We start from the raw sequence: 21953 nt of genomic DNA, 5'->3' as shown, positions 1-21953 counted from the left end.
GGCAAGCCCCCTCCCACATTTGCCTTCATTTCAGGTCTGGATTGTGGGCGCCCGTGACCAATCCAATTCATTTGCCGGCATCGGCCGCCCAAACCAATACCCCTGCCCCAGATCGCACTCCTGCTCCAGCAGAAACCGCGCCTGCTCCACCTGCTCGATCCCCTCGGCATGCACCTGCATGCCCATGCTTTTGGCCAACGCGATCACCACCCGCACGATCGCCGCGTCGTCTTCGTCCCACGGCAGGCCGGCGACGAAGCCCTGGTCGATCTTGAGTTTCTGCACCGGCAAGCGCTTGAGGCGTAGCAACGAGGAATAGCCGGTGCCGAAATCGTCGATGGCCAGGCGCAAGCCCAGTTCGCGCAGGCGGTGCAGTTGCTCCAGGGCCACTTCCGGGTCGTCCATCACCGCGCTTTCGGTGACTTCCAACTCCAGGAAGGCTGGGTCCAGGCCGGTGTCGTGCAGCACCTGGGCGACTTGCTCGTAGAGTTCGCGCCGGGCAAACAGGCGGCTGGATACGTTGATCGCAATAAAACCCAACGGCGCGCCATCGGCCAGCCACTGGCACATCTGCCGGCAGGCGTGGTCCATCACCCAGCCATCGATATCGGCGATCAAGCCGGTGCGCTCGGCGATGGGGATAAATTCGCCCGGAGGCACCAGCCCACGCTCCGGGTGCTGCCAGCGCACCAACGCTTCGACGCCGACCAGGCGGCTGGTGTGCAGGTCGTGCACAGGTTGGTAGAAGACGCGCAATTCCTGCTGGTCGAGGGCGCGGCGCAGCTCGCTGGCGATTTCCACGCGGTTCTGCGCGTGGGCGGTGAGTTCTTCGGTGTACAGGGCGTAGCCCTCGCGGCCCGCGCTCTTGGCCTTGAACAGCGCGGAATCGGCGTTGCGCAGCAGTTGCTCGGCGCTCAAGGCGTCATTGGGGAACAGGCTGATGCCGATGCTGGCGCTGATAAACAGTTGGTGACCGTCAAAAATGAACGGCTGCTTCATCGCCTCCAGCATGCGTTGCGCCAAGGCCGCCGCCTGCCCTACCTGTGGACAACTTTCCGCCAGCACCGCGAACTCATCTCCACCCAGCCGCGCCAGGGTCACGCCGGGGCCGAGCAAGCCCTTGAGCCGCTCGCCCACCAGCTTGAGCAACTGGTCGCCGACGTTATGGCCGAGGCTGTCGTTGATGATCTTGAAATGGTCCAGGTCCAGCAACAACAGGGCGCAGCCGCGCTTGTGGTGTTGCGCCGAAGCCAGCGCCTGCTCGGCACGGTCGCTGAACAGCAGGCGGTTGGGCAGGTCGGTCAGGGGGTCGTGATGGGCCAGGTGGGCCAGTTCGTGCTCGGAATTCTTGATCGCGGTGATATCGGAAAACACCGCGACGTAGTGGCTGACGTGGCCCTGGTCATCCTGGATCACACGGATGGTTTGCCACTGTGGGTAAATTTCACCGCTTTTGCGCCGGTTCCAGATTTCCCCGCTCCATTCGCCGGTGCGCTCCAGGCTCTGGAACATCTGTTGGTAAAAATTCGACGAATGGCGCCCGGACTTGAATAGGCTGGGCTGCTGGCCCATGACATCCTCGCGCTGATAACCGGTGATCGCCATAAACGCCCGGTTCACGTGCACGATCAGCCCCTGGGCATCGGTGACCAGCACGCCTTCGCGGGTGCTGTCGAACACCGCAGCCGCCTGGCGCAGGCGCTCGCGGTTCTCCTTGAGCGGTTGCTGCAGCTGGTGGGCGCGGGCAAAACGCACGCCCATCAGGTAAATCGCCAACGCGCTGAAGGCCACCCAAACGTACCCGCGCACCTGCAGCCAGTGCCCCAACTCCCGCGGGTCATCGAGAAAGTTGATCAATAAATGGTTGCTGAGCCTGAGCCACACAATCGAAACCAGCAGGTATACCAGCCCCGCACGCAGGGCACCTCGGTATGAAAACGCCATAAGCTCAGTAATCCTTAACCAAAAAACACGATCGCCCTACAAAGGCTGAGGATTATAGAATAAGAAACATCCCGTCACTCCTATCTGAAAGGGCGGCTGGTTTTCTGTGTAGGCTTAGTGATAATGCGTGAGCTGTTCTTTTCTTTATCTGAGGGCCATACAGCCTATGTGGTACAACGGTTTTCTTGACCTGTCAGCCTGGCAACTGGTGGCGGTCACTCTGTTGATGACCCACGTGACCATCGTTGGGGTCACGGTTTATCTGCATCGCTATTCAGCCCATCGCTCCCTGGAGTTGAATGCCGGCCTGAAACACTTCTTCCGCTTCTGGCTGTGGTTGACCACGGCGCAGAACACCCGCGAGTGGACCGCCATCCACCGCAAGCACCACGCAAAATGCGAAACCGTCGATGACCCGCACAGCCCGGTGATCAAGGGCCTGTCCACGGTGCTGCGCAAAGGTGCCGAGCTGTACCGCGCCGAAGCAGAGAACCCTGAGACCCTGCGCATCTACGGCAAGAACTGCCCGGACGACTGGATCGAACGCAAGCTCTACACCCCCTACCCGCTGCTGGGCGTGGCGATCATGGGCGTGATCGACCTGCTGCTGTTCGGCACCATCGGCATCACCATCTGGGCGATCCAGATGATGTGGATCCCGTTCTGGGCCGCCGGCGTGATCAATGGCCTGGGGCATGCCGTGGGCTATCGCAACTTCGAATGCCGCGACGCCGCCACCAACCTCGTGCCGTGGGGCATCATCGTCGGCGGCGAAGAGCTGCACAACAACCACCACACCTACCCCAACTCGGCCAAGCTGTCGGTGAAAAAGTGGGAGTTCGACCTGGGTTGGGCGTGGATCAAGGTGTTCAGCTTCCTGCGCCTGGCCAAGGTGCAGCGCGTCGCACCGATTGCCCACCGCGTCGAGGGCAAGGGCCACCTGGACATGGACACCGCCATGGCGATCCTCAACAATCGCTTCCAGATCATGGCCCAGTATCGCAAGCTGGTGATCGGCCCGCTGGTCAAGCAGGAGCTGGAAAAGGTCGATCACTCGGTGCGTCACCAGTTCCACCGTGCCAAGCGCCTGCTGTCGCGTGAAACCAGCCTGCTGGATGACCGCCATCACCTGCGCATCCAAAGCATGCTGGAACACAGCCAGGCCCTGAAAGTGATCTACGAGAAGCGCCTGGCGCTGCAGCAGATCTGGCTCAAGACCAGCACCAATGGCCACGATATGCTGGCGGCCATCAAGGAATGGGTGCACGAGGCGGAGGCCAGCGGCATCCAGTCCTTGCGGGATTTTGCCCACCAATTGAAGACCTATTCCCTGCGTCCTGCAGCGGTCTGACCCTGCCGTGGGAGGGCTCGCCCTCCCACCCAGCGGCTTTTTGACGTCATTTACCGGGCACCGCCAATCGGTACCGTTGACGGAACTTCACTGCAATTCGCCTCTCTCAATGAACACTTCGCCATCATGGTGGCCCCTTGTAGTGACCGCTGCTCCATCCTGCGGCCCGCCCAGAGAGAGTTGTGCCGATGGTTCACGAAAATCCCTACTCGCCCGATCCCCCTGTCGCTGAAAACCAGCGTCCGGCTGCGGCTGCAACCCTGCTGGCGCTGGTGCATGCACAAGGTGAAGTCGAGCGGTTGAGCGAGCGTGAGCAACTGCTGAGTTCGTTGCTGGTCAGCGTGAATGCGGTGCTCTGGGCCATCGATTGGCAAACGCGCCGCGTGCTGTATGTGAGCCCGGCCTACGAGCGAATATTCGGCCGTTCCGCCGGCCTGCTGCTGGCCGACCATCGGGAATGGCGCAACAGCATTCACCCCGAAGACCTCGACTACGCCGAACACAGCCTGGCCCGCGTGCTGGAGCAAGGCTCGGTGGAAGACCGCGAGTACCGCATCATCACCGCCGACGGGCAGATCCGCTGGCTGAGCGACAAGTGCTACATCAACCAGCAGGTCGAACCCGGCGAGCCGTTGATCGTCGTCGGTATGGCCGAGGACATCACCGAAAAAAAGCAGTTGGAGCTGGAGCTGCATCGCCTCGCGACCACCGACGTGCTGACCCAGAGCAGCAACCGCCGGCACTTCTTCGAATGCGCCAACCAGGCGTTCGACACCGCGTGTGCCCAAGGCGCGCCGCTGGCCTTCCTGCTGCTGGACATCGATGACTTCAAGGACGTCAACGACACCTACGGCCACCTGGAGGGCGACCAGGTGCTGCGGCGCATCGCCGAGAGCGGTCGGGGCGTACTGCGCCGTGGCGACCTGTTCGGGCGCATTGGCGGCGAAGAGTTTGCTGCGGTACTGCCGGGCTGTGCGCCCGAGATGGCGCTGCAAGTGGCCGAGCGCCTGGGCAAGGAGATTCAGGAGCTGAGCTTCAGCTTTGAAGGCCAGGCATTCAGCGTGACCATCAGCCAGGGCCTGGCCAGCCTCACCGAAGCCGACTCGACCCTGGACAGCCTGTTTGCGCGGGCCGATGCCGCGATGTACGAGGCCAAGCGGCTGGGCAAGAACCGGGTAGTTGCGGGCTAAAGGCTATACACCGGGCAAATGTGGGAGGGGCGGTGTTTTCTAGGCCTTGCGCACCCGCGTCAGCTCCGCCAACCCAACCTTGAGCAACCGCGCAGTCTTGCCCGCCGCCAGCGCCTCCAGGCCTTCGTGCTCGGTCAACCGCGCCATCTGCGCCGCCAAATTCACCACCAGAGCATCCCGCGCATACACCCCGCCCTCCAGGGAATAAATCGCCGCGATCAACTGGCGCAGCTCCAACGGCAAACGCCAGCGCGCGCGCAGCGCCGAGCCGTAGGCGGCGCCAAAGGTGGAGAGCGACTCGCCGATCGCTTCGTCATCCAGCGCCCCGCCACCCTGGCGCCAGTCTTCCAGGCAACGCAGCAAGGCCAGATCACCCAACCGATGCAGGATGCCGGCGCTGTAGCAGCGCTCGTGGTCCAGCTCCAGCATGCGCGCCAGGCGGCGAGCGTAGTCGGCGGTGTCCTGGGACAACTGCCAGTAACGCTCGGCATACGCCACCAGCCCCGGATCGCCCAGCACCACATTGTGCTTGAGGGCCAGGCCGAGGATCAGGTTCATGCTTTGCCCGGCGGCCAGCTTGTGCAGCGCCGCAGGCAGCGTCTGCACCGGAGAGCCATGGTGACCGGCGCTGTTGGCGGCGGCGATCAATACGGCAGTAATTTGCGGGTCCATGCGCACGCGGTCTTCCAGGCGCTTGAGGTCCAAGCCCTCGGGTCCGAGGCTGTATTGCACGGCGGCTTTCACGTCGACCCGCAACGGCGCACCGTCGCAGGCATCGCGGCGGCGCTCCAGGAACACCGGCAAGGTCATGCCCGGCGCCAGCGGCGGAATCTCGCAATACACGTTTTCGCCTTCGTTCAGCAGCAAGTCTTGCAAGCGCTGGGTCAGGCTTTCCATGTTCAGGGGTTTGGTCAGGTACGCGGTGGGCGCCAGGGGCAAGGCTTCGCGCACGCTGGCGCTGTCATTGCGACTGCTCAGCAGAATGAACGGCAGCAACGGCGAGCGACGCGTCTGGCGCACGTTGCGCAGCAGGCTCAGGCCATCGATGCCCGGCAACTCCCAATCCGCCAGGATCAGGTCGTAGGTTTTTTCGCGCAGCAGCGTGGCGGCTTGCTGACCGTCGGCACACACATCCAGCCGCGCATCGCAGCGCACATTCAACAGCACTTGCTTGAGCAGGTCCCGCGACCAAGGGTCCGCCTCGGCAATCAATACTCGGGGTACAGCCGGCAAATCAACAGCAGTCATCCAGCACGCTCCATCGGCAATCTTTGCACCATAGACAATGGCGGCGCCTACGTACAATGAACAACACCTGAATGTGCGGCAATGGGCACAAAAAAACCCGCCGAAGCGGGTTTTTTCTGTCGATCAGATCAGCTTCCGATTACAGCTCGGAGAAGCACTCTTCAATGATCGCCAAGCCTTTGTCCAGTTGCTCGTCCGGCGAGGTCAGCGGGACCAGTACGCGCAACACGTTGCCGTAGGTACCGCAAGACAGCAGGATCAGGCCCTTGTCACGCGCCTTGGCCACCACGGCAGCCACGGCTGCGGCGTTCGGCTTGTGGCTGTCGCCACCTTCGAACAGCTCGACCGCGATCATCGCGCCCAGCGCACGCACTTCGCCGATCACCGGGTATTTGGCTTGAATGGCTTTCAGGCCAGTCACCAAGCGCTCGCCGACAGCCTTGCAGCGGTCCAGCAGGCGCTCTTCTTCGAACACTTCCATTACCGCCAGCGCAGCCGCGCAGGCAATCGGGCTACCGGCGTAGGTGCCGCCCAAGCCGCCTGGGGCGATGGCGTCCATGTATTCGGCCTTGCCGCACACACCAGCCAGCGGGAAACCGCCGGCGATGGATTTGGCGAAGGTGGTCAGGTCGGCAGCAACGCCCATCTGTTCCATGGCGAAGAAGGTACCGGTACGGCCGGCACCGGTTTGCACTTCGTCGGCGATCAGCAGGATGCCGTGCTTGTCGCACAGTTCGCGCAGGCGCTTCATGAAGGATTTAGGCGCGACGTAGAAACCGCCTTCGCCCTGCACCGGCTCGATGATGATCGCAGCGATATCACGCGGCTCGGCATCGTTCTTGAAGATGCGTTCGATGCTGGCGATGGAATCGTCGTCGCTCACACCGTGCAGTTCGTTGGGGAACAGCGCGCGGAACACGCCGCCTGGCATCAGGCCCATGCCGGCCGAGTAAGGCACGACTTTGCCGGTGAGGCCCAGGGTCATCATGGTGCGGCCGTGGTAGGCGCCGGTGAAGGCGATCACGCCGGCACGGCCAGTGGCGGCACGGGCGATTTTCACGGCGTTTTCGACGGCTTCGGAACCGGTGGTGACCAGCAGGGTTTTCTTGGCGAAATCACCTGGGACTTTGGCGTTGATTTTTTCGCACAGTTCCACGTACGGCTCGTAGGCCAGCACCTGGAAGCAGGTGTGAGTCAGCTTGTTCAGTTGCGCGGTCACGGCGGCAATGATTTTCGGGTGCACGTGGCCGGTGTTCAACACGGCGATACCGCCGGCGAAGTCGATGAACTCGCGACCTTCAACGTCGGTCACGGTGGCGTTCTTGGCCGACTCGGCGAAGATCGGGTGGATCTGGCCAACACCGCGCGGTACAGCGGCTTCGCGGCGTTTCATCAGGGATGCGTTGGTCTTGCTCATAAAGTCCTCATTCGCCACTCATCGGGTGGCGTGGTCCAAGGAATACGTGGCGGGGAGGCAACTACGGCAGCATGCGATGATCGACTGCCACAGCTTTCCCGGCCACTACGAATAACGTCTTGAAACACGCAAAGGGACAGCGCTCTCGTGCCCTCTGCGTTTGCTGCAATCCCGCGCCGAGCTTAGATGCCCAGGCAGAGGTATTTGATTTCCAGGTAATCCTCGATCCCGTACTTGGAGCCTTCACGGCCCAGGCCCGAGGCCTTGATGCCGCCGAACGGCGCCACTTCGTTGGAGATCAACCCGGTGTTGACGCCAACCATGCCGTATTCCAGGGCTTCGGCCACACGGAACACACGGCCCAGGTCGCGGGCGTAGAAGTAGGACGCCAGGCCGAACTCGGTGTCGTTGGACATCGCGATCACTTCGGCTTCGTCTTTGAAGCGGAACAGCGGCGCCAATGGGCCGAAGGTTTCTTCCTTCGCCACTGCGGCATTTTTCGGCACGTCGACCAGGATTGTAGGCTCGAAGAAGTTGCCTTCCATCACCTTGCCACCGGCCAACAGCTTGGCACCTTTGCTCAGGGCATCCGCGATGTGTTCCTGCACCTTGGCCACGGCTTTTTCGTCGATCAGCGGGCCGGTGGTGGTGCCGTCTTCCAGACCGTTGCCGATCTTGAGCTTGGCCACGGCCACCTTGAGTTTCTCGGCGAACGCGTCGTACACCGAATCCTGAATGTACAGGCGGTTGGCGCACACGCAGGTCTGGCCGTTGTTGCGGTACTTGGAGATGATCGCGCCTTCGACGGCCTTATCCAGATCCGCGTCGTCGAACACGATGAACGGCGCGTTGCCGCCCAGCTCCAGCGAGACTTTCTTGATGTCCTTGGCGCATTCGGCCATCAGCTGGCGACCGATTTCGGTCGAGCCGGTGAAGGACAATTTACGCACGATCGGGTTGCTGGTCAGCTCGCCTCCGATGTCGCCGGCGCTGCCGGTGACCACGCTCAACACGCCTTTCGGGATACCGGCACGGTGCGCCAGCTCAACCAGGGCCAGGGCCGAGAACGGGGTTTGCGAGGCGGGCTTGATCACCATGGTGCAACCGGCGGCCAGGGCCGGGCCGGCTTTACGGGTGATCATGGCGGCCGGGAAATTCCACGGGGTGATTGCAGCGGTCACGCCGATTGGCTGCTTGATCACGATCAGGCGCTTGTCAGGCTGGTGGCCGGGGATCACATCACCGTAGATGCGTTTGGCTTCTTCGGCGAACCATTCGATAAAGGAGGCCGCGTAAACGATTTCGCCCTTGGCTTCGGCCAGCGGCTTGCCTTGCTCCAGGGTCATCAGGCGACCGAGGTCGTCCTGGTTTTCGATCAGCAGCTCGAACCAGCGGCGCAGCTTGTTGGCGCGCTCCTTGGCGGTGAGTGCACGCCAGGCCGGCAGGGCCTTGTCGGCAGCTTCGATGGCGCGGCGGGTTTCAGCGGCGCCCATCTTTGGCACGGTGCCGAGAATCTCGCCCGTGGCAGGGTTGTTGACCTTGATGGTCTGGCCGTTGTCCGCATCGACCCAAGCGCCATCGATAAAGGCTTGTTGGCGGAACAACTGGGAATCTTTGAGCTGCATGTCGGCTTTCCTTAACAGCACCGCGCGCACGCGGAGCGAATTAGAGTTGTTGAAAGGCGCCTTGTGGGCTGCCGTCAGGGAAATCAGCCCCAGCGCGCGCGAGAAATGAATAAGCACGCGGGAGACAGAGCGTTTGAAATCTCAAACGAATCCTAGGATCAATGGGGGTACAGGGCAATAGTCTGTTCGAAAAAAAGAACGAAAACGGCGCATTTGCCGGATTTTTCGGATCAGCGTGTTTCGGCAGGGTTCCAACGTATCGCTCACCGGCGCCCGACGCAGGGCCTCTGTGGGGCAAATTCCTACTTATAAAGGGCCAAAGACCAGCATGGACGCCCAAGGTCGACATGGGTATGATGTCGCCCGCACAAGCATCCGTAGCTCAGCTGGATAGAGTACTGCCCTCCGAAGGCAGGGGTCGTGGGTTCGAATCCCGCCGGGTGCACCATATAGCAGTCTAGGACTGTCTCAGACAGTCTACGAAACACCCCAAGAAGCCCGCCCCGTGCGGGCTTTCTTGTTTCTGGCTATCCATCCCTGTCTACCCCTATAACTTCCCGCCGTGTATGCCCACGTGTATGCTTTGAGATTCCTATAACTGGAGGCATACAGGAAGTGAAGCGCACTGAAATCAAACGCCGCCCCTTAGCAGACACCACCCTTGCAGGCCTGGAGCCTGAGAACGCTACGTATCGTGAACAGGACGGGAATGGCCTGTACTTCCGGGTGAAACCTAACGGGCAAAAATCCTGGGAGCTACGCTACAAAAAGCCAGACGGGAAATGGTCGTGGCTGGGCCTCGGCGGCTACCCCGATATCAGTGGGTCATTGGCGAGACAGAAAGCAGCTCAACTGCGGGAAGACGCATCGACCGGCAAAAATCCATTGGTGAGCAAGCAAGCTCGCAAGGTTGCCGACCAGGTTGCTGCCAACAACACTTTTGAGGCGTTAGGCCGTGAGTGGTTTGAAGCCAGACGCACAAGCTGGGAAGCAGGTACGTCCCGACGAGTACTGGGAGCCCTGGAGCTTCATGTGTTCCCTGTCTTCGGCAAGCGCGTGTACACAGAAATATTGCCCCTGGAATGGATGGAGTTTCTACGTGGCATGGAGCAGAAGGGGATCATTGAACAAATGGGCCGAGTTCGTGCCTTTTGCAAAGAGATCTATGACCTGGCCCGCGTAACAGGACGAGCCGTCCACAACCCCCTTGAAGGTCTCAGCAAATTCCTGCAATCACGTAGCGCTGAAAACTATGCACACGTTTCGATTGAAGAACTGCCTGCGCTACTTCGAGCGATCAACTCCTACCCTCACGCAAAGGACGTTCGTATAGGGCTTCGCTTGCTTTCCTTATTAGCCTCGCGCCCGAGCGAGATCCGAGAAGCGCGCTGGTCAGAAATCGATCTCTCCAAAAAGCTATGGACAATCCCAGCCGAGCGAATGAAACGTCGTCGCGAACATGTGGTGCCTCTCTCTCGACAGGCCATCGAAGCGCTCACTGAGTTACGAACACTGACAGGTGCATACCCTCTCCTATTTCCAGGCAGGAAAGACAGGACAATCCCCCGGAGTAACACCGTCTTTCTAATGGCGCTCCGCAGACTGGGATATGCCGGTCGACAAACAGGCCACGGCTTTCGCCATATCGCCAGCACCATACTTAATGAGCAGGGTTTCGACGAGAATCACATTGAGGCTCAGCTCTCTCATGCAAAGGAAGGAATTGCAGGGGTGTACAACAAGGCGGTTTACCTGCCTCAGCGCAGAGTGATGATGCAGTGGTACGCAGATCATCTGGATGAGCTAGTAGATGGCAACATTATTCAGGGACAGTTTGGAAAGGCGGGCTGAATACGCCAACCCCACACCCATCAAAAATCGGTGTTACTTGTGTTACGCACGTTACGCATCCGACCAACCAATTGATTTTATTGAATATTTATTGCGTAACACGTATTAAAAGAGATCCGTACACCATGTGTTACGCGTCAAAAGTGTGTTACGTCTAAGGCGCCCAAAACCTCTGGCGGCCATCTCTTATTGGTCGCCTCACACTGAGGAGGGGCCGCTGTTATCGGACTACCAGAAGGGGATCAGGGGACTACCGTTCGTCGGGACTTCACTGGGTTTCATTTCTCACTTTCCGTTTTTTAACTGTATAGAAAACCAGTAGGGCAAGGTAGGACAGCCCCGAAAAAAACTGAAACTTTGCTGCGATCTTGCTCAATTAAATTGCCTTATCCATAAAACCCGCGCCGAAAGCTATAAAAATAAAACTTTTAAAAAATAGAAAATCGTTTACATAGCTGGGGCCTGTACGAACTACGACAGGAAACGCGCTATGCAGCCTCACGACACCTCACACCACTCCACCACCTCTCTCACCCCTGCTTGTTTGCTCACTACCGACCAAGTCGCGAATGCACTAGGTCTGTCCAGCCGAACGCTTGCCGCCTGGCGAAGTTCTCGCAGCAACTCACTTCCCTATATCAAAACCGGGTCTCGGGTTCGTTATCGCTCCCAAGACGTGGTCGCGTGGCTTGAAACCCAACTGCGCTCACCTGCAAAAACCGCTGGAGACAGGACCTGATGAGCGCCCCAAAGCAATCTGCAAAAGTTGCGGGGCTTGCCCCCTCCACTCCACGAGAAAGTCACCAAAAGGCCCCTAGCGGATCCGCATGCTTGCCGTTCAACGCGCCTCATACGGAACTGGGACAGTTCGATCCGGCCGCCACGCTGATACGCATCAATCAAGTTATAGCCCTGACAGGTATCGGCCGCGCAACGGTTTACAAACTTATGAACCAGCCAGAGAGCGGCTTTCCGCAAGCGGTGAAGCTCACCGACAGCAATGCGCGTGGGGCTCCGGTCGCTTGGGTATTAGCCGAAATTTTGAATTGGACACGGGCGCGTATCGCGGCCCGCGACCGGGTGGCGGCATGACGAATCGTGTCGCTAACAAGGCCATTTTGCAGCCCTTCTCTGTACTCAGAAAAGTCGGTTTCTCGTCGCGGTGGATGCAACGTTTTGAGCGTCACAGAACGCAACAAAAACGCTTGAATCGAGTAGTTCTAGTCATGCGATGGGCTGACGGCACCTGGTGCGCACTGTCAGTACCCAACGAAGCCCCGCGTGCAGTGATCGTAGATGAAGGGCAACAAATCGACGCTTACGAAGATGCACGATCTTGCCTCGACGGCGACTTCCTCCCACTGCTCTCCCTGCGCTGGCAAGCAAATGCCTGAAACGAAAACGCCCCCGGCGGCAACCGGAGGCGTTGAGGTAAATCTACATGCCTGATCAATTTATGCCGCATCGAAAAAATCCGCAAGCCATATGCACAGTTGCACTTTCAAAAAACGGACGTTACCCTCTGCTCGTCGCTGCAAATTCAGCGACCGGGTTTGGCGACCCGAGTTACTTGGCGCACAGGCGCCCCATCCGACAGCAGGCGCTTTTTTTGTGCCTGCCGTTTCGTGTTATGGCAGCTGTGCGTGGGAGACCTTCGGGTCTGCCGGGTTCCAAGTTCCCGGTTCGCCAACCTGCGCACAGCTGCCACCCTAATTCGTTTGGCGACGATCAGTGGCAGCTCCATCTTCAAACTTGGAGTGTCACCTATGCCTGCCCTCAATCCGTCCAAAATTCGCGCCGCCGCTCATCGAGCAATGGCTCTCGCCGCTTTACACGCCAACTCCAGCCTCGCTACACGCCTTTCCCGTTACAACGCCCATATGTCCAAGGCTCGCGCCCTGGAAGCCGCAGGGGGTGCCCAATGAGCATGCTCCCAGGCTTTGCACTGCCCGAGGATCTACTCTGCGTAAACCCGGACGCCGAAGCCGGTCTGCCTATCGACGCCATCACCTGTGCGCTCGACCGTGCCGACTCCGTTCTCATGCTGCTGGAGGACCACTTAGACGGCGATAAACCTCTGCTCTCCAACCGCGTGCTGTCATCCGTTATTTGGGACGTGCGTGGCACCTTGGGCTTGATCAAAACACTCACCATGTACGGTGATGCCTCCTCTGTGCCGATGGGCCAGAAAGGCGGTGCTCTGTGACCCACTCCAGCACACTTGGACGCTCCGAGTTTTCCCCTGCCAACGGTAACGGCCAGAACCTGTTTCGGGTGAATGCCGGTATCCCGTTGGAAGACGCACTTGAAGCCGTCTCTCAGATTCTGCACCACGCTAATCAACTGATCCTCGACGCTGCCATCAGCGATGCAAGCGAGCGTTTTAGTTGGCCTGCGTTCTACCTCGGCGAAATGGCAAAGGCACTGATCGACGACGTGAACGAGGCGTTGCTTGAGTCGAGGATCGCACCATGACTCAGCGCACCGGCAACACCTCAAAACGTCCGAGCTTTGCCGACGTAAAAGGCGCAGCCCTGAAGAACATCGACCGTGTGCTTGCTCACTGGCTACCGAACGGCAAACGCGTTGATGGCGGCAAGGAATACACAGCACCGAACCCGACGCGCACAGATAAACGAGCAGGCTCACTCAAGGTCAATTTGAGCAAAGGCACCTGGGCGGATTTTGCCACCGGCGATAAGGGCGGTGACCTGATAGACCTCGTGCGCTACATCGATGGCGGCACAGACGTTGAGGCCTGCAAAAAACTGGCGGATCTGCTCAGCGTTTCCGCTGGTTTAGCGACAACCAAAAGCGCACCGGCCAAGAACGCAACGTCGGAGTGGATCGCGATTCAACCGATCCCGGCCGAGGCCATGAACAAGTGCCCAACCAGACACCGGCAACACGGTGTTCCGTCCAAGGTGTGGATCTATCGCGACGCGCAGGGTCAGCCGGTCATGGCGCTGTATCGCTTCGACCTGGCCCCAGATGAAGACGGCAAACCGAGGAAGGTCTTTGCACCGCTGACCTGGTGCAAGCGCTCCGATGGGCAAACCACACAATGGCGCTGGCAAGGGTTGCCGGAACCTCGGCCATTGCTGCGCCTGGATGAGCTGGCACAGCGTACCGACGTGCCTGTGGTGCTGTGTGAAGGCGAAAAGGCTGCTGACGCCGCTGCTGAACTGATGCCGGAGTATGTAGCCACCTGCTGGCCGAACGGCTCCAACTCTTGGCACAAGGCCGATCTGACACCACTCAAAGGGCGAAGCGTTGTGCTGTGGCCGGATAACGATGCCAGCGGCAAGGCCTGCATGGACGCCATCGAGCTCAAGGTGATTGAGCTGGGCGTCGCCTCAATACAACGAATTTTGCTCGACGTGTTCAAGCTCAAGCCCAGCAGCAAAGGCGGCAAGCCGACGCTCATCAAGGGTGGAAAATGGGCGGACGGTGACGATGCAGCGGATGCGATAGCCAAAGGCTGGACCGCTGCCCACGTCGCCGAGCTGGTGCGCAGCGGTGAGTTCTTCGGCACTGTCGCTGAGCCCACTGAACCAAAAGAACCGAAGGCTAAGGCACAAGCCAAACGACCTGCGAAATCGAAAAATGATCTGTTGCCGGGCGGCTTTCGCCTGACGCCTGAAGGGGTGTTTTATTCCGGTGATGATGGTGAGGCGCGCCCTGTGTGTTCGCCTCTGGAAATCATCGCACGCACTCGCGACGACAAGGGCCACAACTGGGGTTTGTTGGTCGAGTTCGACGACCCAGATGGCGCCAAAAAGCGCTGGAACATTCCGGCCCGAACCATGACTGGCGACTTCGGCAAGGACGTACTCGGTCCACTGGTCGACATGGGCCTACGCCTCGCGGGAAGCCGATCAGGACGCAACGCACGCAATGACCTGCAGAGTTACCTCGGCGGCTTCGATAGCGCCCAACGCGCACGCTTGGTGACGCGCTTGGGCTGGCATGACAATGCGTTTCTATTGCCCGAACAACAGATAGGCTCGCACGCCGAACACCTGCATTTTTATGAAGCCGGTGCGCAGTTGCCACCGATCAGCGAAGCGGGCTCTCTGGAGCAGTGGCAGCAGCAAATAGGCGCACTGTGCGTTGGCAACCACCGCTTGGCGTTTGTCGTCTCTGTGGCCTTTGCAGGGCCGTTGCTGAACCTGCTCGGACATGAGTCGGGCGGTTTCCACCTGTACGGCGACAGTTCCGGCGGCAAAACGACCCACTTGCAGGTCGCTGCTTCGGTCTATGGAGGGCCGCGCCTGGTGCGTTCGTGGCGCTCGACCGATAACGCCCTGGAGTCAATCGCCGCTGCACACTCAGACGGCCTCCTGGTGCTGGATGAAATCGGCATGTGCGACCCGCGCATTATTGGCGAGACGGTCTACATGCTCGGCAACGGCACCGGCAAGGCCCGGGCGAATGATCGAGGGCAAGCGGGCCGACAGGTGCAGGAGTGGCGCTTGCTGTTTCTCTCGACCGGCGAGAAGACGCTGGCGCAGCACATGGCAGACGCAAACAAGGAGCTGAAAGCCGGTATGGAGGTGCGCATGCTCGCCGTGCCAGCGGATGCTAGTAAAGGTCTCGGCATGTTCGATGTGCTGAATGGTTTTGAGGATGCTGCTGCCCTCTCCGATGCGCTCAAGGCCCGTGTCGCCAAATACTACGGCACGCCCCTCACCGCCTTCCTGCAAGCACTGTGTGCGCCTGGAGAAATGCTCAGGTGGTCGGTGATCGTTCGCCGCACGGTGGAGCAGTTCATCACCCAAAACCTGCCCGCCTCGGCCAGTGGTCAGGCCCAGCGTGCCGCCCTTCGCTTTGGCCTCGCTGCAGCGGCCGGAGAGTTGGCCACCGCCTTCGGCGTCACCGGCTGGCCGGATGGCACTGCCACGACCGCCGCACGGGTATGTCTGCATGCATGGCTGGCCGAACGCGGCGGCGCCGGTAACTTCGAGGGCGATGCAATTTTGGCGCGTTTACGTCAGGTCATCGAGCGATTTGGAGAAAGCCGCTTTACCCGTTGGGAATCTGCCGCCGCCAAGATCGATGAACACGGCCCACGCACGATTGATCGGTTGGGCTTTCGCAAGACCCTGGAACACGGCATGGGCGACGCCCTACACACCACCAACACCTACTACGTGCTGCCAGAAGCCTGGAGGGCCGAAATCTTCAAGGGCATGAATATCAGTGCGGTGAACAAGGAGCTGCTGCAACGGGGCGTGCTCGAGCCGGGAACCGACGGAAAGGCGTACAGCTTGATTCGCCTGCCCGGATTAGGGCCTCAACGCTGCTACGTGGTGAGGACCGTTCCAGGAACGGATGAAGGCGAGGCCAAGGCCGCCTGACGGCATGCCTGCTGATAGAGGTAGCGCCGGCTCATTACCGGCCTCGCCAGCCACTCGACAACCATCCCTTTTAACCGCAGTACCCAGAGACAATACAGATGAACACTATCCAAGAATTGAAAGACCGCCGCGACCAACTGTCCCTCGAAGTGGAGAGCATTCAGGGTGACCTGGCTCCCTTCGAAGAGGCGCTGGAAAGCCCGGAGGTTATTCAGCAGGGCCGTCAACGGGCAGTGCAAGATGAAATCAACGATCACAAAAGACGCATCGACTCACGAGATCATGAGATCTATCGCCTGAATCAAAAAATCGATCGCCTCGAGGCTCTGGCGAACCGTGAGAGCCTGGCTGCGGGTTACCTCAGCGGCATTGCGAACTGGAAAGCCGACGAGATGGAGCTTTACGAAAAGCGAAGCAGCATCGAGACCAGGTTGCAGCAAGTCCGCCAGAACGATCAGGAAGACATGGCAAAGGCTCGACAAGCTGAAACGGACGCAGCCACCGCTTATGCGCAGGCTGTCGCCTGGGGCGATGTGGAAGGCGAGAAAGCCGCTAACGCCGAAGCTCAAAAGGCAGCAAAAAACCTTACGGCGGCGGTTGAGCATCACCGCCGCCAACAGCTGCTCATCACGGCTCTGGAGCAAGAGTTGGTGACGATTGACCTGCACATCACGGAGGCACAAAAAGAACGCACCAAAATCGAGAACAAAGCGGCTCACCTGGCGAATACTGTTCTGGAAGAACAATGGAATGAGGCCGCCAAAGCACTGTTAGAGACCGGGGGCAAGTTGTGGGCTGCGCGCAAACTGATTAATCGTGATCCGGTTGCGCTGCTGAAACTGGAAATCCCTGAGCAAGGTGAAAACTTCGGAAGCTGGACCTTCGGAGAAGTTGCAGAACGATCACACCAACACAGCCTGCTTGACCTGCTGGCGGCCTAACCTGATCCCTCCCCGAAGCAGCCTGAGAAAGGCAGGCTGTTTCGGTCCTACCATCGGCCCAACCATGAATAAACCACCACTGAACAGTGCTCAGATGCCTGATTACCTAAAGGCCCGAAAGCTGCATTTGAACGGAATAATTGTCGGCATGGCCGGAATGAAAAAGCTCAACGCAAAAGGAATCAAAGAAACTAAAGTTGAGATGCTCACGATTGATGCAATCAAGGCAGAACTTGATTTCATTGATCTTCAGCTTAAAAGAAAGGAGGGATAATAAAAAAGCGGAAGCCTAAACAGCTTTCGCTTCGCTAGATCCTCCCATTACAAACAAGGCTTCAGATTTCTCGGCGTCTGATCTGTGGAGGCTATGGGCCTATTACCGCTGACGGCCCAGAATGTGTAAAAGCGCTTCGCCAAAATTGAAGTGTCCGCGTCTACGTTAAATCTGAAATTTATCGGCACGTCTGCAGATGTGGATTTCGCGTAGAAACACGATTTCCAGTCCGGTTTTGAGCACCTGACATGATCAAAAACCTTTTTACACAGCCTAGGCCAAAAGCTGACATACCACGAGCTCGAAAATATGTGGCGTGATTCCTAAGCCCTACCCGACGGATGGGAAGGTCAGTGAATGATATTAAATTGACATATTGATGACTGGGGAGCCACGATCGCTGTTGATCTACAGGGAGCGTAGACGTGGCCTTGGATCACTACCGTATCTGAGGATTGCAAAATGGCAAAACAACAAGCAGCTGTTTTGGAAGCAGTTTCTTTAACAACACCAGATTCTCCTCGTCCACGCCTACACAAACTAATAATTAGAAACTTCAGGTCTATCGGCTCTGAACCTGTCGAAATAGAACTTGACGATATAGTTGTACTCGTTGGTGCAAACAATGCTGGAAAAAGTAGCATTCTGAAAGCGTATGAAAAAGTTATGTCTCATGGATCAAACGACGGAAAGTTGACTATTCAAGATTTTCCGAGCGGCATGGTTGATGTGAAAGAGCTTCCTAATATTGAACTGCAGACGATAGTTTTTGATAAAGCCCCTGGAGACCGCTGGCTAGGATTGCTGCCAAATAACGAGTATTTAGTCCGGGAACAATGGACTTGGGAAAACCCTGGCAAAGATCCTATTCGCCAAGGGTGGGACGTCCAGAAAGGAAGTTGGGATAAACAAGTCCCTTGGGGGGCGCCTAATATAGCCAACTCAAAAAGGCCAAGACCTCATAGGATTGATGCTTTCGCTTCTCCCGATGACCAAGCCACTGAAATTTCAAAACTGATAACTTCATTATTAAAAGATAAATTAATAAAAATAAAAAGCAACCCTGAGCAAGAAAAATCCGACTATGAACTAGTAATTGAAAAAATCAAAGACTTGCAAACAAAAGCAGTGGCAGCGACAGATAAGGAGGTCAAAGTAATTGAGGCCGAGATCTCCAAGTATCTAGACAAGTTATTCCCCAATCATCATGTCATGTTTGACGCTAAACCTGAAATGGATATCGAAAAGGCTTATACGCCCTTTAAGGCCACTACAGATCTGTTAATGGGGCCAAAGGATGGATACTTATCGGGCATCGCAAATCAGGGAAGCGGAGCCCGGCGAACACTACTATGGGCGGCATTGAAGTATCTTTCAGAAGTAAATGACGGCGAAGGTGCTCGGCCACACGTTTTGCTTATGGACGAGCCAGAGATCTGTTTGCACCCTTCAGCTATTCGAGAGGCCCGCGCAGTACTTTACGACCTACCGCAAAGCGGTAATTGGCAGGTAATGATTACATCTCATTCGCCAATATTTATCGATCTATCTCGAGATAACACGACAATAGTTAGGGTGTTCCGTGGTGAGAATGAAAATGTGGAAAGCACCACGTTATTTCGCCCGGAGAGAGCAAAGCTGGACAATGATGACAAGAAAAATCTGAAGATGCTTAATATCTGCGACCCTTACCTTAATGAGTTTTTCTTTGGTGGTCGACAAGTAATTGTTGAAGGCGATACTGAATATACAGCTTTCTCTATAATAAGAGATATGTATATCGATGAGTACAAGGATGTGCAAATCATTCGCGCTCGCGGCAAGGGTATTATCCCTTCAGTCGCGAAAGTGCTGCTTCAGTTTTCTAAACAGTTCACTATTTTGCACGACACCGATGCACCTGAGACAGCCAAAGGAAAGGCTAACCCTGCCTGGGGGATGAATAGAACTATCCAATCGGTTTTTGATCTGGAACATGCGCAGGGAAAAATTCGACTAATCGCTTGTAAAACCTGCTTTGAGACAGCACTTTTTGGACGTGAAGAAAAAGACGAAAAGCCGTATCGAGCGTTCGTGAAAATTCAAAACGATCCCAAAGCGGCGGCCAAAGTTAAGGAGCTTTTGGATTTCCTCTTGGATCCTGGCAAGCCAAAGCCAGAGAATTGTATTGAATGGAAAAAAGTCGAAGACTTAGTAGCGTAAGGTACTCTGCCCTTACCCATGAACTTCCTCGATGGGTAGGGGTAATTTACACGAGCGCATGTTGACTTAGACTGGCAGCTATTGGGCGCTTGCTGCCCCTCACGACAGGCAGCAATCGGCCGAGGCTGTGTAAAAACGTTTTTCAGCGCGACAGTTACTTAAAACCGGACTAGAAATCGCGCTTCTATGGAAATCCACATCTGCTGACGGGCAAATAAATTTCAGATTTAACGTAAACACGCAGCATGATGAGACACTTATCGAGTAGATAGGAGCGGCCGTTTTACTCGGTCAGACAGCTCCAGTATTCTTTGCATAAAGCTCTGAATCGCACATATCCCCGCCGAAGCGTTACGTCAAAACTAATTTCGGACTTCCAACTTCCTCTCGAATTAATGAAAAGGCTCCGCCGCTCTCTGTTACTCGACCTAGCCTTAAAGCTCGAACCCGCTCAATTAAGAAATCACGGTCCTCTCTCGTTATATTGGAAAAAAGTACTTGCATGGGTATTAGTTCTCCGTTTAATAAGCGAGAAAGATACGCTCTTTCTCGCCCTTCGTCGATATTCCCTCTAAATATAAATGACCCCTGTTTAAATAGGGAAATCAGCATAGGTATTTCACCCTGCCTTTCGTATTCAGACCAAAGTGCTGCATGGCTGGCATTGAATAGAGTAATGAGCCTCTGACTGAAAACCACATGATATGCAAAGAACAGGTTACTCATTTCCTTTTCGGATAGAGCAATATGCTCCGCGGTAGTTGCAGCCGAATAGCGAATTGTTGCGCGAATAAAATTGTAAATATCCCCTGTTTTTTTTGCTGCCTCAGCAATTGACATGAATGTCTCTCGCGCGTCATTATCGACGCCGAACATGCTCTGTATACGCATTGATATATTATTCGAAGCAACGAAGCAACGCTTGTTTTTGCTTTTAGCTTTCAAGTCTTTTAGCTTTTTCTCTTTATTTCCTTTGTCGCTGTTACAGATAATGATAGTTTGCGCGTGAAAATAAATTGACCCCTCATCTCTATATTCCAAAGCTTTTTTTGCTGCGCTTAATGCATTGAGCTTATCATTTTGCTCATCATAGTTTAAGGCTATGTCCGAGTAGATCTTCGCTTCAAATTCAATGGTCAGCACTTTGGCCATCAGAAGTTCGGTCATAACCTCAATGGATCGTTGAAACTCGCGCACCATGCGTAGGCTTTTACCATAGGCATAAAGAATATCTTTTACAAAGTGGCTGTCACGTTGAGAATGTAATTTTTTATATAAAGCATGACACAGGGATATCACGTGTCGGTATTGATGGGCTGAAATTAATCGTCGCACGTAATAACTTAACAAAGTAAGGCTGTCTTGGATTTTTCGAGGGATTTTAGCTGCAATTGCATCATTGTAGACCCTGCGAAGTAGGCAGTTTGCATTCCGTATGGCATATGTCGAATAGTTAGAGTTATCTAGATTGAAATTGCTGTTTAGCTTAGGCTTCCCCATAGACCAGTCGGAGCCAAAGTATAGATTGAGAGCGTTAGTGGTAAGCCCTTCGTATTCCTCTTTGGTCATGTGTAGCCTTAGATAATCTTGGACTAAACTTTTTGCTACGATTACTTTAGGCAGCACTGCTGGTTCGTTGCGAAAAATAAAGAAGCGGAGGCCTTCGGATAGTCCAGCTTTTACTAAAGGCCCACCAACTCTTGGATAAATTGCTTTATCTTTGTAAAAATATTTTAGGTTTGAAATATCTTCGCCGAATGGAAAAATTGTTAGGCACTTAAGCAGGTCAATACTGTAGTCGCCTTCGCGCCCCTCAAACTGACTCATCTGATGTACCAGGACTTCCGGAATATCCTCAATCGAAACATCATTTAACGCAGCTTCAGACGTCTCCGTTGCCATGTCCGTGAGGTTCATGTACTCAAGTTTATCTAGAAGTCTATCAATAGCCAGCGATGAGCCTTTAGTGACGAGATAAATTTCGCCGCTGGCGAGATCGATCTCATTTACTCGGTAGCTGAGTGGGTGCGAGAGCACATAGCGACCACAATCCACTTCATCCATGGGTTTTAATATTATTGGCTCTAGTCCAGCATTCGCTATATCGTGCGACGTTTTAAGTACAACTGAAATAGTTGAGCAACGCTTAACTAGTGCTTCGCTAAAATTCCTAATCTCACTAAATATGCTCAGACCACTGGAATATTTACCGGACTGTATATGGTCGAAAATTATGGCGGTTTCTTGCTCTTGAGCAAGTAAATAATGTAGCTCGGATTCAGATAGCCCAAGCTCTGCTTGCAGTGCCTCTATGAAGGATGGAAAGTCGTTTAGCTTATGACAGTCGATCCTGTAGCAATGTTCTGGAATCAGATTTTGCTTTTGAGCGCAGGAAAGAAATGCCTCCCCATCAATATCCCATGGTGAGACTAGCCAGGTAAGCTTGTCGTTCTTGGCTATGCAACCAAAGTTATCAAAGTCAGTTTTAGGGAAAGCAAGTTCCATATGAGGCTTGGGGATAGGAAGCTTATGGCGCTTGCTCCTCCAGCG

Annotated in this window: 17 protein-coding genes and 1 tRNA gene; 13 read left to right on the top strand and 5 right to left on the bottom strand. The window is 56.1% G+C overall.

What is annotated here, in order from left to right:
- Positions 1 to 30 precede the first annotated feature (30 nt).
- Complete coding sequence (gene dibA, locus AC0IYH_RS07730) at positions 31 to 1944, bottom strand: phosphodiesterase DibA (protein ID WP_471833705.1); 1914 nt, start codon at positions 1942 to 1944, stop codon at positions 31 to 33.
- A gap of 166 nt (positions 1945 to 2110) precedes the next feature.
- On the opposite strand from dibA, the gene desA reads away from it, so the two are divergent.
- Together desA and AC0IYH_RS07720 are read left to right on the top strand one after the other, a co-directional pair.
- Entirely contained in the window at positions 2111 to 3295 is a 1185-nt protein-coding gene (desA, locus tag AC0IYH_RS07725) for a delta-9 fatty acid desaturase DesA (RefSeq protein WP_116627618.1), read from the top strand.
- A 188-nt stretch (positions 3296 to 3483) separates the two neighbouring features.
- Positions 3484 to 4485, top strand: coding sequence for a sensor domain-containing diguanylate cyclase (locus tag AC0IYH_RS07720; protein ID WP_471833703.1), 1002 nt, complete (start codon positions 3484 to 3486; stop codon positions 4483 to 4485).
- Positions 4486 to 4524: 39 nt separating this feature from the next.
- Here AC0IYH_RS07720 and AC0IYH_RS07715 read toward each other — a convergent pair whose 3' ends face one another.
- The 3 genes from AC0IYH_RS07715 to gabD all read right to left on the bottom strand — a co-directional run bounded on the left by AC0IYH_RS07715 (position 4525) and on the right by gabD (position 8775).
- The gene (locus AC0IYH_RS07715; RefSeq protein ID WP_471833701.1) at positions 4525 to 5733 is read right to left on the bottom strand and encodes an HDOD domain-containing protein; all 1209 of its coding nucleotides are present in this window, start codon (positions 5731 to 5733) and stop codon (positions 4525 to 4527) included.
- A gap of 139 nt (positions 5734 to 5872) precedes the next feature.
- On the bottom strand, positions 5873 to 7150 hold the full coding sequence (gene gabT, locus AC0IYH_RS07710) for a 4-aminobutyrate--2-oxoglutarate transaminase (protein ID WP_471833699.1): 1278 nt from the start codon (positions 7148 to 7150) through the stop codon (positions 5873 to 5875).
- Between the two features lie 182 nt (positions 7151 to 7332).
- Positions 7333 to 8775, bottom strand: coding sequence for an NADP-dependent succinate-semialdehyde dehydrogenase (gabD, locus tag AC0IYH_RS07705; protein ID WP_122757712.1), 1443 nt, complete (start codon positions 8773 to 8775; stop codon positions 7333 to 7335).
- A gap of 371 nt (positions 8776 to 9146) precedes the next feature.
- Here gabD and AC0IYH_RS07700 point away from each other — a divergent pair.
- The 11 genes from AC0IYH_RS07700 to AC0IYH_RS07650 all read left to right on the top strand — a co-directional run bounded on the left by AC0IYH_RS07700 (position 9147) and on the right by AC0IYH_RS07650 (position 19403).
- Positions 9147 to 9223, top strand: a tRNA-Arg gene (locus AC0IYH_RS07700).
- Positions 9224 to 9390: 167 nt separating this feature from the next.
- Positions 9391 to 10626 (top strand): tyrosine-type recombinase/integrase, encoded by a 1236-nt coding sequence (locus AC0IYH_RS07695; protein WP_122737031.1) that lies wholly within the window; start codon positions 9391 to 9393, stop codon positions 10624 to 10626.
- Between the two features lie 490 nt (positions 10627 to 11116).
- Complete coding sequence (locus AC0IYH_RS07690; protein ID WP_116079674.1) at positions 11117 to 11365, top strand: helix-turn-helix domain-containing protein; 249 nt, start codon at positions 11117 to 11119, stop codon at positions 11363 to 11365.
- Between the two features lie 92 nt (positions 11366 to 11457).
- A complete protein-coding gene (locus AC0IYH_RS07685) occupies positions 11458 to 11718 on the top strand; it encodes a helix-turn-helix transcriptional regulator (RefSeq protein WP_457409242.1) in 261 nt (86 codons plus the stop codon).
- Positions 11715 to 12020 carry a hypothetical protein gene (locus AC0IYH_RS07680; RefSeq protein WP_457409245.1) on the top strand — a complete coding sequence of 102 codons (306 nt, stop codon included), beginning with the start codon at positions 11715 to 11717 and terminating at the stop codon, positions 12018 to 12020. The genes AC0IYH_RS07685 and AC0IYH_RS07680 overlap by 4 nt, the downstream gene beginning before the upstream one ends.
- 527 nt (positions 12021 to 12547) lie before the next feature.
- Complete coding sequence (locus AC0IYH_RS07675; protein ID WP_471833696.1) at positions 12548 to 12832, top strand: hypothetical protein; 285 nt, start codon at positions 12548 to 12550, stop codon at positions 12830 to 12832.
- Positions 12829 to 13101 (top strand): DUF3077 domain-containing protein, encoded by a 273-nt coding sequence (locus AC0IYH_RS07670; RefSeq protein ID WP_471833694.1) that lies wholly within the window; start codon positions 12829 to 12831, stop codon positions 13099 to 13101. Before AC0IYH_RS07675 ends, AC0IYH_RS07670 begins: the two co-directional genes overlap by 4 nt.
- The gene (locus tag AC0IYH_RS07665; RefSeq protein WP_471833693.1) at positions 13098 to 15986 is read left to right on the top strand and encodes a DUF927 domain-containing protein; all 2889 of its coding nucleotides are present in this window, start codon (positions 13098 to 13100) and stop codon (positions 15984 to 15986) included. Before AC0IYH_RS07670 ends, AC0IYH_RS07665 begins: the two co-directional genes overlap by 4 nt.
- 98 nt (positions 15987 to 16084) lie before the next feature.
- The gene (locus AC0IYH_RS07660) at positions 16085 to 16927 is read left to right on the top strand and encodes a coiled-coil domain-containing protein (RefSeq protein ID WP_457409249.1); all 843 of its coding nucleotides are present in this window, start codon (positions 16085 to 16087) and stop codon (positions 16925 to 16927) included.
- A gap of 94 nt (positions 16928 to 17021) precedes the next feature.
- Complete coding sequence (locus AC0IYH_RS07655) at positions 17022 to 17201, top strand: hypothetical protein (protein ID WP_457409318.1); 180 nt, start codon at positions 17022 to 17024, stop codon at positions 17199 to 17201.
- A gap of 462 nt (positions 17202 to 17663) precedes the next feature.
- Positions 17664 to 19403, top strand: a complete 1740-nt coding sequence (locus AC0IYH_RS07650; RefSeq protein WP_471833691.1) for an ATP-dependent nuclease — start codon at positions 17664 to 17666, stop codon at positions 19401 to 19403.
- A gap of 351 nt (positions 19404 to 19754) precedes the next feature.
- Here AC0IYH_RS07650 and AC0IYH_RS07645 read toward each other — a convergent pair whose 3' ends face one another.
- Positions 19755 to 21908, bottom strand: coding sequence for a hypothetical protein (locus tag AC0IYH_RS07645; protein WP_457409254.1), 2154 nt, complete (start codon positions 21906 to 21908; stop codon positions 19755 to 19757).
- Positions 21909 to 21953: the final 45 nt, after the last annotated feature.

It is taken from the genome of Pseudomonas sp. AC463 (genome assembly GCF_979253585.1).
The sequence above is the reverse complement of the archived record's forward strand: the minus strand, read 5'-3'. Positions and strand labels throughout refer to the sequence as shown.